Source organism: Nocardia sp. NPDC059180 (genome assembly GCF_042754945.1).
Lineage (GTDB): Bacteria > Actinomycetota > Actinomycetes > Mycobacteriales > Mycobacteriaceae > Nocardia.
Map to the genome: position 1 here is coordinate 26,628 of NZ_JBHZBU010000003.1, position 12,976 is coordinate 39,603.

The 12,976-nt window shown below is 66.4% G+C and carries 16 protein-coding genes; 7 read left to right on the forward strand and 9 right to left on the reverse strand.

The window, feature by feature from the left end:
- Window positions 1-78 precede the first annotated feature (78 nt).
- Window positions 79-792, forward strand: a complete 714-nt coding sequence (locus ACFXNW_RS10530; protein ID WP_379417403.1) for a DsbA family oxidoreductase — start codon at window positions 79-81, stop codon at window positions 790-792.
- Window position 793: 1 nt separating this feature from the next.
- Here ACFXNW_RS10530 and ACFXNW_RS10535 read toward each other — a convergent pair whose 3' ends face one another.
- The 3 genes from ACFXNW_RS10535 to ACFXNW_RS10545 form a co-directional block, all read right to left on the reverse strand.
- Window positions 794-961 carry a hypothetical protein gene (locus tag ACFXNW_RS10535; protein ID WP_379417404.1) on the reverse strand — a complete coding sequence of 56 codons (168 nt, stop codon included), beginning with the start codon at window positions 959-961 and terminating at the stop codon, window positions 794-796.
- Window positions 962-1,089: 128 nt separating this feature from the next.
- Window positions 1,090-1,752 carry an O-methyltransferase gene (locus ACFXNW_RS10540; protein ID WP_379417405.1) on the reverse strand — a complete coding sequence of 221 codons (663 nt, stop codon included), beginning with the start codon at window positions 1,750-1,752 and terminating at the stop codon, window positions 1,090-1,092.
- A 63-nt stretch (window positions 1,753-1,815) separates the two neighbouring features.
- Window positions 1,816-2,802, reverse strand: coding sequence for a GlxA family transcriptional regulator (locus ACFXNW_RS10545; RefSeq protein WP_379417406.1), 987 nt, complete (start codon window positions 2,800-2,802; stop codon window positions 1,816-1,818).
- A gap of 42 nt (window positions 2,803-2,844) precedes the next feature.
- Here ACFXNW_RS10545 and ACFXNW_RS10550 point away from each other — a divergent pair, with 42 nt between their 5' ends.
- Entirely contained in the window at window positions 2,845-4,209 is a 1,365-nt protein-coding gene (locus tag ACFXNW_RS10550) for an MFS transporter (protein WP_379417407.1), read from the forward strand.
- Here ACFXNW_RS10550 and ACFXNW_RS10555 read toward each other — a convergent pair.
- Together ACFXNW_RS10555 and glsA are read right to left on the reverse strand one after the other, a co-directional pair.
- A complete protein-coding gene (locus ACFXNW_RS10555; protein ID WP_379417408.1) occupies window positions 4,199-5,830 on the reverse strand; it encodes an MFS transporter in 1,632 nt (543 codons plus the stop codon). The genes ACFXNW_RS10550 and ACFXNW_RS10555 overlap by 11 nt on opposite strands.
- A complete protein-coding gene (gene glsA / locus ACFXNW_RS10560; protein ID WP_379417409.1) occupies window positions 5,827-6,837 on the reverse strand; it encodes a glutaminase A in 1,011 nt (336 codons plus the stop codon). Before glsA ends, ACFXNW_RS10555 begins: the two co-directional genes overlap by 4 nt.
- A 300-nt stretch (window positions 6,838-7,137) precedes the next feature.
- Here glsA and ACFXNW_RS10565 point away from each other — a divergent pair, with 300 nt between their 5' ends.
- The 3 genes from ACFXNW_RS10565 to ACFXNW_RS10575 all read left to right on the forward strand — a co-directional run bounded on the left by ACFXNW_RS10565 (window position 7,138) and on the right by ACFXNW_RS10575 (window position 8,998).
- Complete coding sequence (locus ACFXNW_RS10565; RefSeq protein ID WP_379417410.1) at window positions 7,138-7,476, forward strand: MmcQ/YjbR family DNA-binding protein; 339 nt, start codon at window positions 7,138-7,140, stop codon at window positions 7,474-7,476.
- Window positions 7,473-7,802 (forward strand): hypothetical protein, encoded by a 330-nt coding sequence (locus ACFXNW_RS10570; protein WP_379417411.1) that lies wholly within the window; start codon window positions 7,473-7,475, stop codon window positions 7,800-7,802. The genes ACFXNW_RS10565 and ACFXNW_RS10570 overlap by 4 nt, the downstream gene beginning before the upstream one ends.
- A 77-nt stretch (window positions 7,803-7,879) precedes the next feature.
- Entirely contained in the window at window positions 7,880-8,998 is a 1,119-nt protein-coding gene (locus ACFXNW_RS10575) for a hypothetical protein (RefSeq protein WP_379417412.1), read from the forward strand.
- A 115-nt stretch (window positions 8,999-9,113) separates the two neighbouring features.
- Here ACFXNW_RS10575 and ACFXNW_RS10580 read toward each other — a convergent pair whose 3' ends face one another.
- The 3 genes from ACFXNW_RS10580 to ACFXNW_RS10590 are packed head-to-tail and all read right to left on the reverse strand — an operon-like array spanning window position 9,114 to window position 11,014.
- A complete protein-coding gene (locus tag ACFXNW_RS10580) occupies window positions 9,114-9,914 on the reverse strand; it encodes a thioesterase family protein (RefSeq protein ID WP_379417413.1) in 801 nt (266 codons plus the stop codon).
- A 40-nt stretch (window positions 9,915-9,954) separates the two neighbouring features.
- Window positions 9,955-10,278, reverse strand: a complete 324-nt coding sequence (locus tag ACFXNW_RS10585) for a branched-chain amino acid transporter permease (protein ID WP_379417414.1) — start codon at window positions 10,276-10,278, stop codon at window positions 9,955-9,957.
- Window positions 10,271-11,014, reverse strand: coding sequence for an AzlC family ABC transporter permease (locus tag ACFXNW_RS10590; RefSeq protein ID WP_379417415.1), 744 nt, complete (start codon window positions 11,012-11,014; stop codon window positions 10,271-10,273). Before ACFXNW_RS10590 ends, ACFXNW_RS10585 begins: the two co-directional genes overlap by 8 nt.
- A 79-nt stretch (window positions 11,015-11,093) precedes the next feature.
- Between ACFXNW_RS10590 and ACFXNW_RS10595 the strand changes: the two genes are divergently transcribed.
- Window positions 11,094-11,534: an Lrp/AsnC family transcriptional regulator gene (locus tag ACFXNW_RS10595; protein ID WP_379417416.1), complete on the forward strand. Its 441-nt coding sequence runs from the start codon at window positions 11,094-11,096 to the stop codon at window positions 11,532-11,534.
- A gap of 99 nt (window positions 11,535-11,633) precedes the next feature.
- Here ACFXNW_RS10595 and ACFXNW_RS10600 read toward each other — a convergent pair whose 3' ends face one another.
- Window positions 11,634-12,527 carry an NAD(P)-dependent oxidoreductase gene (locus ACFXNW_RS10600; protein WP_379417417.1) on the reverse strand — a complete coding sequence of 298 codons (894 nt, stop codon included), beginning with the start codon at window positions 12,525-12,527 and terminating at the stop codon, window positions 11,634-11,636.
- Window positions 12,528-12,741: 214 nt separating this feature from the next.
- Here ACFXNW_RS10600 and ACFXNW_RS10605 point away from each other — a divergent pair, with 214 nt between their 5' ends.
- On the forward strand, window positions 12,742-12,945 hold the full coding sequence (locus tag ACFXNW_RS10605) for a hypothetical protein (RefSeq protein ID WP_379417418.1): 204 nt from the start codon (window positions 12,742-12,744) through the stop codon (window positions 12,943-12,945).
- The last annotated feature ends 31 nt before the right edge of the window (window positions 12,946-12,976 follow it).

A 12,976-nucleotide genomic window follows, 5' to 3' on the forward strand; every position in this document is an offset into this window, starting at 1 on the left:
CTGCGGGAACAGATCGGATAGCCGCGATGTTGCCCATTGATCGGGGATGCCGCCGTAACCGATGACGAGAGGACCACCGTGCGGGTCGAGATCTGGACCGATATCAACTGTCCGTTCTGCTATCTGGGCAAGGCGCGGTTCGAGGAGGCGTTGACCGAGTTCGCGCATCGCGACGACGTCGAGGTCGTGCACCGCTCGTTCGAACTCGATCCGACACTGCCCGCCGATGAGTCCGGTCCTGTGGTCGCCGAGATCGCCCGCAAGTACGGCATCAGTGAGGCGCAGGCGGCGGCCAATGAACGCGGTATCGGAGCACAGGCAGCCGAGTACGGTCTGCCGTATCTGACCGAAGGTCGTGATTACGGCAATTCCTTCGATATGCATCGGCTGCTGCATCACGCGCTGGCGCTGGGCGCGCAGGACGCGCTGCTCGATGCGTTCTACCGGGCGAACTTCGCCGACGAGCGGTCGCTGTTCGGTGATCATGAGCGACTGGTCGAGGTCGCGGTCGCCGCGGGTCTCGACGAGGCCGGGGTGCGCGCCGTGCTGGCCGACCCATCCGCCTACGCCGACGATGTGCGCGCCGACGAGCAGGAGGCCGCGCAGCTCGGCGCCAATGGCGTTCCCTTCTTCGTCATCGACCGCAAGTACGGCGTGTCCGGGGCGCAGCCCGCGGCGGTATTCGCTCAGGCGCTGAACCAGGCGTGGGCCGATCGAGTGCCGGCCGTGCAGATGGTCGGCGACGGCGATGCCTGCGGCCCGGACGGCTGCGAGGTTCCGGCCGGGAACTGAGTCAGTCGGCCGATTCCGGTTCGGTGTCCGGCTTCGGCGCGCCGGTCAATCGGATGACGCCCGCAGTCAGGTCGATGTCGAGCTGCGGGCGGTGCGGTTCACCATTGCTGTCGCCGCTGCCTTCGTCGGTCAGCTTCTTGCCGGGGAACAGTTCGCCGATCACGCCCATGCCCCCACCATAGCGACGCCGGGGCCGGCCGCGATTCTCACGCGTGGTCGTAACAGGGCGACGACGACCCCGCGAGCAGCAGAATCACTGCCGACGATGTCACCGGCGCCGCCCATCGTGGCGTGCCGTCAGTCGATGACGACCGCGTAGGCGAACCCATCCCAGCCCTTGGCGCCGACGGTTTGCAGCGCGGTCGCATCCAACCGCGGTTCGCTGCCCATCAGTTCCAGCACTTCACGGCTGGCCCGCACCGCGGCGTCGTCGGACTGCCCGTCGGTGATCCGCCCGCCGCGCACCACATTGTCGACGATGATCACCGAGCCGGGCTTGGTCAGCCGCAGCGCCCAGCGCACGTAGTTGGCGTTGTTGACCTTGTCGGCGTCGATGAACACCAGGTCGAACGGCTGAGGGACTTCTAGTTCGAGTGCAGGCAAGCTGTCCAGCGCCGCCCCGACGCGGATGTCCACCCAGGCGCCGACGCCCTTTCGGTCCAGGTTCTCCCGCGCGACCTCAGCGTGGTTCGGCTCGTACTCCATGGTGACCACCTGCCCATGTGGGCCCACCGCCCGCGCCAGCCACAGGGTGCTGTATCCGCCGAGCGTCCCGATCTCGAGCACCCGCCGCGCCTGCATCGACCGCGCGATCAGGTGCAGGAACTTCGCCTGCGCCGGAGAGACGTCGATGGCGGGCAACCCGGCGGCCGCATTGGCCTCCAGTACATCCGAATCCGCATCCTCGACCAACGTATCCACCAGGTACCGGTCGACCGCACTCCATTCGGTATTCGTCATGCGGAAAAGTCTTCCACGCCCATCGCACCCGTGGGATCCGACAGACCGTTCGTCGACTACCGCTCAGCGCAGCTGCGGTTCGGGCGCGATCCGCCGGAACGTCTTCCGGTAGGCGACCGGTGCGACCCCCAACTCGGTCCGCATGTGATGACGTAGCGACGCCGAGGTGCCCATGCCCGCCGAACGCGCCACCTCGTCCACCGGGAAATCCGTGGTCTCCAACAGGTGCCGGGCATGACGAAGCCGCTGTTGCAGTACCCAGGTTCCCGGCGCGATCCCGGTTTCGGCTTTGAAGCGGCGGGTGAAGGTGCGCACGCTCATCCGGGCGTGATCGGCGAGGGCGGCCAGATCGAGGTCGTGGTCCAGGCGGCTGAGCGCCCAGGTGCGGGTGGGTGCGGTGCCGTCGGTGCCCGGATCGGGGACGTGCTGTTCGATGAACTGCGACTGGCCGCCGTCGCGCCACGGCGGGACGACGCAATAGCGTGCGGCCTGATTCGCGGCCGCGCTGCCGTGATCGGACCGCAGAAGATGCAGGCACAGATCCACCCCGGCCGCCAGTCCCGCTGCGGTGCAGACGTTCCCGTCTTCGACGAAGAGCAGGTTCTCATCGAGCCGCACCTTCGGGTACAGCTCGCGGAAGGCGTCGGCGTGGGCCCAGTGCGTGGTGGCGCGTCGGCCGTCGAGGATGCCCGCCGCGCCGAGCACGAACGCACCGGTGCAGATGGACACGATCCGCGCGTCCGGGCGCAGGGACGCGAACGCGGCGGCCACCGCGGGTGGGAGCGTTCCGTGCCTGCGTGGGCCGGGCATGCGGGTGCCGGGCACGATCACCGTATCGGCGTGCGCGAGAACCTCCGGGCCGTGCGCGGGCACGATGGCGTAGCCGGAGGTCGACGCGATGGGGGACCGGTCGAGGCCGCAGACCCGCACGTCATAAAGCGGAGCGCCGTCGGCGTCGGTGGCGGCGCCGAGTACCGCGGGCGGGATCGTCATATCGAAGCCGACGATCCCTTCCAGCGCGAGGACCGCCACCAAGTGCGGAGTAGACATTGGCACACCCTCTCGAACGTGATGGCTAGATCTTTACGCATTATGGCATTCAGGCCACTCGTATGGCCGGCCGATTTCCGGCACGCTCGGCCGGTGACCGAGATTCGCCTCTCCGATGCCACCGAACCGCAGCCCTCGCAGCCCACCCCTGGCGCACGTCTGCATCCGGCGTGGATCGTCGCCGCAGTCGGCTTCGTCGCGCTGATCGGTGCGGCCGCGTTCCGTTCGGTGCCCGGCGTGCTGATGGAACCGCTGCATGAGGAATTCGGCTGGTCGCACGGAACCATCGGTGCGGCCGTCTCGCTGAATGTGCTGCTCTACGGCCTGATCTCGCCGTTCGCGGCCGCGTTGATGGACCGCTTCGGCATCCGCAGGGTGGTGGCGTGGGCGCTGGTGCTCATCGCCGCCGGCAGCGGGCTGACGGTGTTCATGACCGAGCCGTGGCAGCTCATGGCGACGTGGGGTCTGCTGGTCGGTATCGGTGTCGGCTCGATGTCCATGCCGTTTGTCGCGACGATCACCGGACGCTGGTTCGTCCGCCATCGCGGTCTGGTCACCGGCGTGCTCACCGCCGCGGGCGCGACCGGACAGCTGGTGTTCCTTCCGCTGATATCGGTGCTGGCCCGCGACCACGGCTGGCGAACACCCGCACTGGTCGTGGCCGGTGCCGCGATAGCGGTGGTGCCGCTGGTGCTGCTGTTCATGCGCGACTATCCCAGCGATATGGGCATGACCGCTTACGGCGCCGAACCCGGCAGCGACGCGGGCATGCGAACCACCGTTACGGGCGGGGCGGCCCGGGCGCTCACCGCGCTCGGCACCATTGTGCGTCGTCCGGCATTCTGGTTGCTCGCCGGTGGTTTCGCCGTCTGCGGTGCGTCCACCAACGGGCTCGTCGGCACCCATTTCGTCAGCGCGGCACACGATCACGGCATGCCCGCCACGACCGCCGCCGGTCTGCTCGCTCTGGTCGGCATTTTCGACGTCGCGGGCACTATCGCCTCGGGCTGGCTCACCGACCGGGTCGATTCGCGGTACCTGCTGGTCGGCTACTACACGCTGCGCGGGCTGTCGCTGATGATCCTGCCCGCCCTGTTCGCCCCGCACGTGCAGCCGAGTATGTGGGTGTTCATCATCTTCTACGGCCTGGACTGGATCGCGACGGTACCGCCCACCGTCGCCCTGTGCCGCGAGCATTTCGGCGCCGACGGTCCCATCGCCTTCGGCTGGGTCTTCGCCTCCCACCAGGTCGGCGCCGCCATCGCCGCCGCGGGCGCGGGCGTCATCCGCGATCTACAGGGCAGCTACCAAGTCGCCTGGTACATCGCGGGCGGGCTGTGCGGGCTGGCGGCGCTCATGTCGCTCGGTATTCGCCGCAGGCCCGCACCTGCCCTGGTCAATCCTTGACCGGCGACGGGTCCGGGATCTCGCCCGGCCGGTAGTCCGGCAGCCTGCTGGCGGGCACGATCGCCGTCGCGCTGATGCCTGCCAGGATCAGCAGACCGAATTTGAGGGTCCGCAGGCGAACGTCCTCGTTCACCGAGACGGCGGCGTCGACCTGTTCCGGTGTGGCGTCGGTGCGTTCGAGGATTTCGCGCAGCCGTTCGTTGCTGACGAAGTTGACGTTGTCCAGATCGACCTGCGCGATCAGCGAATCCGGCAGATCGACGTTATCGATGATCTCCTGGCCCACCGTCAAGCTCAGGATGGTCACCAGCATCGCGCCGACCACCGCGGTACCGACGGCTGAGGCCAGGTTCTGGGTGGTGCCGCGCAGCGATCCGACATCACCGGCCAGATTCTTCGGAGCGGAAGTGACGAGCACGTTGAACACCAGCGTGACCAGCGCACCCTGCCCGAGGCCGAACACGATGAGCCCGAAGATCGTCGGCACGGTCTCCCAGTTGTTGGTGACCACATACGCCAGCCAGATGAGCGCGGCCGTGGTGAGCGTGAACGAGAACATCCCGATGACGCGCGGGGTGAACCGTTTGTAGAAGCGCACCACCAGCATCGCGGTGATGAACACCGTGAGGTTGAACGGCATCATCGCCAGCGAGGTGTCGAACGGCGAGCGCCCCTGCACGATCTGGATGTAGAGCGGCACGGTGAAGATCAACGCCGCCTCGAGCGCCACCACGATGAACATCGCGTACACCGCGGCCCGTTCGCGCGAACTGCCGAGCACCGACAGATCCACCAGCGGCGCTTTGCCTTCGCGCATCCGCCGGCGAGTCCACATGATGAATGCCTGTCCCAGCATGATGCCGATCACGATCAACACCGGTGCGGGCGAGACCCCGAGCAGGTTGAACGGCGCGTCCGGGGCGGCGAAGAAGACACCCCAAGCGTTGAGATTGTTGAAACCGATGGTGAGCAGCACGATCCCGGCGCCGATGAGCGCGGCCGCGGTGAGATCGATCTCGATGCCCGGATCGCCGTCGTCGGCGCGCAGGGTGAAGCTGAGGACGAACACGACCACCGCCAGCGCGAGCACGATGCCGAACACCGGACGCCAGCCGATGAGCGTGCCGAGCGCGCCACCGATGAAGAACGCGCTCACACCGGAGATGGCGCGCGCGGACCCGAGCGATCCGATCGCCGTGGCCTGCTGATCGCCGTGATAGTTCTCCGCGATCAACGCCACCAGCGAGGGGACGATGATCGCCGCCGAGGCTCCGGCCACACCCTGGGCGGTGATCGCCCAGCCGACCGAGGGCGAGACGATCATCATGATCGACGACACACCGAACGTCGCGACGACCACACGGAAGATCATCACCCAGCCGATGCGCTGGCCGAGCTTCCCGCCGACCATGACCAGCGCGGCGACGGCGAGGCCGTAGACCACGATCGTTGAGCTGACCACCGTCGGCGCGACCTCGAAGTCCTCGACCATCCCGCCGAGTGAAATGGGCAGGGCGGCGACGTTGAACGACATCAAGACCTGCGCGAAGAACAGGCCGACCATCGGCAGCCACGATGCGCGCTCGGGTGTGGTCGGCGCGGTGGCCGATTCGGTTGTCATGCGGATGCACCCCTCTGATCGTGGACATCGGACGCGAAGACGTTCAAGCCGAGAGTTCGGGACAGATAGGCGGTCGCGCGCTTTCCTCGTTCGCTGTTGCCCGCCGGATCCAGGCGGGGGGAGTAGGTGCCGATCGCGCCCTTACCGGGTGCGATCGCCACGATTCCGCCCGCGACACCGGATTTGGCGGGGATACCGATCTCGAACAGCCATTCCCCGGATCGTTCGTACATGCCGGAGGCGGCCAGCACCGACAGGGTGTCGCGGCAGACCTCCGCGGAGACGACCCGTTCGTGCGTCATCGGGTTCACCCCACCGTCGGCGAGGGTCGCGCCCATGACGGCCAGGTCACGTGAGTCGACCCGCAACGAGCACTGCCTGGTGTACACGTCGACCACTTCGAGCGGGTCGATATCGATGCGGCCATAGCTCTCGAGCAGCCGGGCGATGGCCTTGTTGCGCTGGTTGGTCAGCATCTCGGAGTGATAGACGGCGCCGTCCAGATCGAGTGGGCGTCCGGCGAACCGGGACAGTCCGGACCGGATCCGTTCCCATTGTTCGGCGGGTGTGGCGCCGGGGATCATCGCCGTTGTCGCCAACGCGCCCGCATTGACCATGGGATTCATCGGGTGGCCGTCGTTGAGTTCGATGGCGATCACCGAATTGAACGCCAGCCCCGTGTTGTTCACCCCGACCCGTTCCAGCACCGACTCGTGTCCGAGTGCGTCGCAGACCAGGGCGTACACGAATGCCTTCGCGATCGACTGGATACTGAACTGCGCGTCGGCAGCTCCCGCGGCGTGCATGTCGCCGTTGACCTCGGCGACCGCGACGCCGAACAGTTCGGGGTCGGCTTCGGCGAGGACCGGGATGTAGTCGGCGACGGCTCCGGCCTGCCACGGCCGATACCGTTCGTAGGCCGCACCGACCAGTTCCTCCACCCGGTCCCACCCCGGCAGGGCGCCGGTGGATACGGCTTGCTCGATTCCCTTGATGTCCAGGTCCATCCGGTCTCCTTCTCGGCACCGGGACCGGCCGCACCACAACCTGCGGCCGCGGCGGACGGATCGGTGCCCGAGAGGCGCCGCAGCACGCCGGATCGGCCATCCAGGTCCGGCGGGTGCCGGGCTCGGATGCCGATGGTCGGATCTGGCCCCACGATCAGGTCGAACCTGGGAAGTATGTCTGCCGAGTGCTGTTCTTGTCCGAAGCGACACAGGATCGAGGTGACAATGTTATCGGGACGGTAGACCGCAGCTCACGATCGCGATCTGCCATTGTCGGTGGCGCCTGGAAGAATTCGGCACATGAGTGCCACCGGGGACGACGTCCGCACCTTCGCCCTGTCCTTACCGAAGACCGCGGAGCAGTTCACCTGGGGTATGCCCACCTTCCGGGTCGCGGGCAAGCTCTTTCTCACCCTCCCCGAATCCGAAACCTCGATGGCGGTTCGCTGCCCGATCATCGAACGCGACGAACTCGTCGCCGCCGAACCCGCCAAGTTCTGGATCGCTTCTCATGAAGCGGGCAACGCGTGGGTGCGGGTGCGGCTGGCCGCCCTCGACGATCGAGAGGAACTGGAAGCGATCATTGCCGACTCGTGGCGACAGGCCGCCCCACGCGAGCTGCTCGAGGACGCCGAGTGAAAGACGGCCGCCGCCGGGTCTTGAAAGTAGGTACGCGCCAGTACCTGTGGAAGGCCGGCCACCAGCATCGAGACGGTTGCGAGGAAGTCCGGCCCGACGGAACGCGGCAGGTCGCGGACGGGGGGACGTCGGCGAGCGGTGATATCTGGATCGGCGAACGCATGCTGAACCTGAACGAGCCCGGCGTGGTGCGTGCCTTCGTCGACTCGGCCGTCGACGTGGGTTGGATGGCGCAAACACGCACGGCCGGCCGTCGGGACGGCTGGGAGCTGTTCGATACCGCCTACGTCCGGCATAGCGGGCGGTCATCGCGCGGCCTCAGATGACATCGCCGATCTCGTCGAGAAGGGTCCGCAGCCGTGGGCGTCTCGACCGGCGGAAAGGTCGGCTAGGGTTTGTCGCGATGAATGGGGAGAGACAGACGTGGGCGACCCTCCGATCGGTATTCGGGGTCGTCATGGCCGCGGTTGCCGTTGGGGGATGTACACCAGATGAGACGGCCGCGCCACGGCCGGTCACGATCAACGACTACGGCCAGACGCTCTCGGAAGAAATGCAGCGCCGACTGTGGGTGGCGGCGAAGATTCGGGCGCTGGATCCGTGTGGGTTCATGAATATGGAGCAGGTCAGTGGGCTGGGCGAAGTCGCGCAGTTCGGGCTCGATCCGTACCACGGTCCCGAATCGTGCCGCGCCGCTGTGGTTCCCCCAGGCCGGCAGGCGAAGTCCTTCGGTGTTGCCGAGATCGTGATCGATCTGGACCGGGAAGCGCCTGATGCCGACGAGCATCCGCTGGATTCGGACGATGGAATCGTTTACGCCGACACGTTGTACAACGGCGGCAACCTCGGTTGCGGCCGCCTGATCCGCCTCGACATCCCCGAAGCTCGGGACACGTCCGGCCGCTCGGTCGACGGGGCGTTCATGAGTGTCGTTGCCGATGGCTTCGGCCGTGGCCCCGACGGCGACAACCCACAGCTGAACTGCGAGATCGCAGAGCAGCTCACGACCGGTGTCGTGGGGTTGATTCGCAGCAAGCAGCCCCCGCAGCGCAGCGTTTCGGAAACCGCTGCGCCACTCGGTGACCGCACATCCTGCGACCTTGTCGAACACCTTCCACCAGACTTCCGCGTCACGGACTGGGTTCCGACAACCAGCCCGTATCTGTGCGATTTCGGTGTGGCCGGGCCAGGTGTCGATGCCAACGACGGCAGGGTTCGCGCGCAGATAGACACACGGCCCGACAAGGATGCGATCGACCCGGGCCCGCTGGAGACCGACGCTGAGCCGGCAAGACGCGAAGTCGACGGGCACCCGATTCTGCTGCTGCGCAACGAGGACGACGAGTGCAGGGCACGAATGCCGGTCGGTGACGTCATGGACGGTAACCGGCCCGGGTTCGAACTCGACGACCACGATGTGAGCGTCGCCCGGGTCCGTGCGGTGGTCGAGCTCGACGGCAGCTGCACAGCGCTGGAGTCGCTGCTGCCGGCAATGGTCGAGGCATTCGCTCGAGGAGTCTGAGGAGTTGGCTTGTTCTCGATCGGGCCGTAGGCGCATCGAATCGCGGGGACGAGCACGACAGCTCGTGTGGTCAACCGCGTCGCGACCGCTCTACAGGCATTCGCTGGATCTGAGCCTATCCCTCCAACTGCCGCACCGTGAGAATCTGCTGCGCCTGGCCGACGGGCCCGTGAACGTCGTGCAGGACCGTCGTCGTGAGGCCCTGGCCGTGTTCGCCGAAGACGACCGTCGTATCGAGACCCGTCCACGAGCCCTGGGGTCGGCGGTAGAGGTGGATCGAGAGGTCGACGTTCGGGAACATCCATTTGGTGGGATCTTGGCGGACGGCGATGCCGTTGGCGGTGTCGATGAGGGCGACGTAGTCGGCGAGGAGGCTGGTGGGTTCCCCTTCGAGCAGCGCGATGGGTGTCGAGATCCAGGCGGTCGTGCGGCCGGGTTGGGGTGCTGCGGTCGTGCGGACGTCGATAGAAGCGATGTAGCCGCCGGGCCACAGGTCGCCGATCCGCCAGGGCTCGAGCGATTCGGGTGCGGGCAGCCGGTCGGGTTCGCCACCGGTGACGGCGCTGGTGTCCTGCTCTGCCAGGAGCCAGGCGCGGGCGCTGATTACGGGTCGTCCCGCAATGACGACCGTGGCCTCGGTCAACTCGATGGTGCGGCCGGGCCGCGTGGTCCGGACCTCGATATCGAATTCCTCGAGACCGATCTGGCCGAGGATCTCGAAGGTGATGCGGCTCATCACCAGGTCGGGCCGGTTGTCGCGTGCGCGGGCCGTTTCGATCGCATGGACGATCAAACCGCCGAGCGGACTGAAATGCTGCTCGTCGGCACGCCACGCGCCACCGGTGTGGGCGGTCGGCACGAATCGCTGCTCGCCGATGCGGCGGAAGTAGCTGCGACGATCGTCCGAGTCGGCCATGCGGGCACACTCCTCATTGGTAGCGGTTGGTCTCATCTGATCAGAGCAGATTGAGCAATACGACGTAGACGCCGGTACCGATACCGACGCTGAGCAGGGTGCGCCGTCCGAAGCCGAGATGGACCGCGGCGGTCACGGCCACCGCGATCACGGCATAGAGTGCCGCGCCATCGTCGTCGATGCTGGTGTGCAGGGAGGTGGCGGCCAGGATCGCGAGAATGCCGCCGGGCATCCACACAGCAAGCGTTCGCACCAGATGTGATCGGCGCAGCGGCTTCAGTACGGCGAACGGGATGGCGCGCAGCGCGAACGTGATCGAGAAGACGATCACGAGCACGGCGAGAAGATAACCGGTATCAGGCATGGGCGAGCTCCGTCGATTCGCGACGGCGAGCCATCCGGTACCTGACGAGCAGCAGCACCACGAATGCCAGAAGCGCACCGAACAAGGCGACTTCCGGAACGAGGAGCAACGCGCCACCGACCGCGATCGCCGCGAGCAGCACCGACGGTAGTTCGCGACGGGAACGACAAGCATCGAGTGCGAGCACGGTGAACAATGCGCACAACGCGAACTCCAGCCCCTTGATCGGCCCGGGAATCACCGCGCCGACCGCGACGCCGACCAGTCCACCGCCGACCCAGTAGACCTGCGAGGCGATCTGCATCGTGATCAGCCGCGGCCCCGAACGCTCGGCCGGCGGCAGCGCGGCCGAGACGGCATAGGCCTCATCGATCATCGCGTAGACGCTGTACACCCGCGCGAATCTGTTGCGCACCAGATGGATCGGGAAGGAGAACGCGTAGAACACATGACGGAAGTTCACGACGAACACGGTGATCGCGACCGCGACCAGCGGTGCCGTCGCGGCCACCATCCCGACCAGCAGCAACTCCAGCGAACCCGCGAACGCCGCCAGTGACAACGCCGGTGTCAGCCACCACGGCAGACCCGCTTGGACCACCAGCAAGCCGAGCGCGATGCCCAGCGGGAAGATACCCAGCCCGGCCGATACCGAGTCGCCGATACCCGCGGCGACCTGCTCTTGCCGGGATCTGGATGGCACCGCATGAGCGGGCGCCGGTTCGAGTTGCTGCACCACATCATGGTCCCGCAATCGGCTTGCTCTTTGGTTGCAGAAATTGCACGCCGTAGGGTCCAGCGAGCAATATAGATGCATGGACTCGCTGGATCGAGCAATCATCGCCGAGTTGGAGGTCGACGGGCGCCTGACCAACGTCGAACTCGCCGGACGAGTCGGCCTCACTCCCGGCCCATGCTTACGCCGGGTGCAGCGCCTCGAAGCCGACGGCGTCATCCGCGGATATCGAGCCGTCATCGACCCTGGTTCGGTCGGGCGATCATTCGAAGTGCTGCTCGATCTCACCCTCGAAGGACAGGACGCGAAGACGGTTTCCCGGTTCGAGGAGACGATGACCGGGCTCGATGAGGTCAGGGAGCTGCGCAGGCTTTTCGGTACCCCTGACTACTTCGCACGCGTCGCCGTCGCGGATCTGGATGCTTACGAGGCGTTCCTGAGTAAGCACGTCATGACGATCCCGAAGATCGGGCGCGTCAATTCGCGATTCACGATGAAGAACCTCAAACAGCTCGGGTGACGGACTCTCGGCCCGGATTCGGGCGAGGCAGCCGACGCTAGATCCGGCTGCCCGTACCCGAATCGCTCGAGCACTGGCGGATCGGCGGCCTGTCGAACCCTAGTCTGTGGCTACGGGACCGGACGGCTTTGCGAGCAGTTCGATGAGTGCGGTGATGCTTTGCTTGCCCATGCCGTCGCCGACCGCGCGCCGCAACAACTCATGTAGCGGTGCGTGCCAGGCCATGTCGACGCCGGACTCCGTGCCGAGCTGCACATCCTGATCTATCGCGTTGTGAAACACCTCGATCGAGGCACCGAGGCGGGTGTAGTCACGGTTGTCGATCTCCTCGGCGATGACCGGAAGAATCGACTCGATCATCTGCAACCATTTCACGGAGTAGCCGACCATCGTCTGCGCCTGGTAACCGCGCGTGGCCAATACCGCTGCGCCCTCGAGGAACCCGAGCAGGGCGGGCAACAGCGTCGCGCCAACGGCCGCTTCGTAGAGCACAGCGAGATCTGGTTCCGGGCCGAGGAATTCGAGGTCACCGCCGAGCGCGCGCAAGGTGTCCGCATGCTCGTCGAACACATCCCGGTCGCCGCCGAAGTACAGCAGTGTGTCCGGGTTGCCCACCGCCGACGGGACGTTCTTGATCGCACCACCGAGGTATCGCGCGCCGCGGTCGGTAGCCCATTGCGCGAATTCGCGCGCTTCGGCGGGGCTTCCACTGTTCAGGGTGATGAGGTCGCGCCCTCGCAGACTTGCCTCTGCAAGGCTTTCACGGGTCGCTTCGAATGTGCTGAAGCAGGCAATGATCACTGAGCAGGCTTCGACCGCGTCGGCGATCTGCAGTTGCTGAACCGCACCTTGCTTCACCAGTGCCGCAGCCCGCTCCGGGCTCCGGTTCCACACCGTGGTCGCGTGCCCCGCAGCGACGAACGCCGCGGCGAGCGCGCTCCCCATCGAACCCAATCCGAGGACAGTCACGGGAGCGTGTTCCCGTTCGTTCATGACGACTCCGATCATCGACGTACAGCGGAGAGGTCCACGACCTCTTTCGATATCACCGAGTCTTGGTTCGACGCCTGACCACGACAAGTACCTACTTTTCGGTGGAGTTGCTTACGACGAGGTAACCGACGAGGTCCGGGCCCTGGCACCGTGATCCGGTATGTGAATGGTCACCCCCCGGCCAGTCATGAGACGAGCGCGATCAGGGCGCCGTTTGTCGAACGATGCCGCCTATCAGCCGGACTCGTTCCGCGAGGCCGATGTCGGTTTGTACGGCGGCAGCCATCTGGTCGTCATCCTCGACGTAGATGGCACGTTGATTCAAGCTGTCGCCCAGGCGTATCCGGATGGAACGGCGGACCAGCTGTGCCCGATCGCGAAGGAACTGGTCAACGGATTGGAAGCCGCTCTCGGCTGAGCCTGTCACGCGCCGTCAGAGCAGCAGCGCC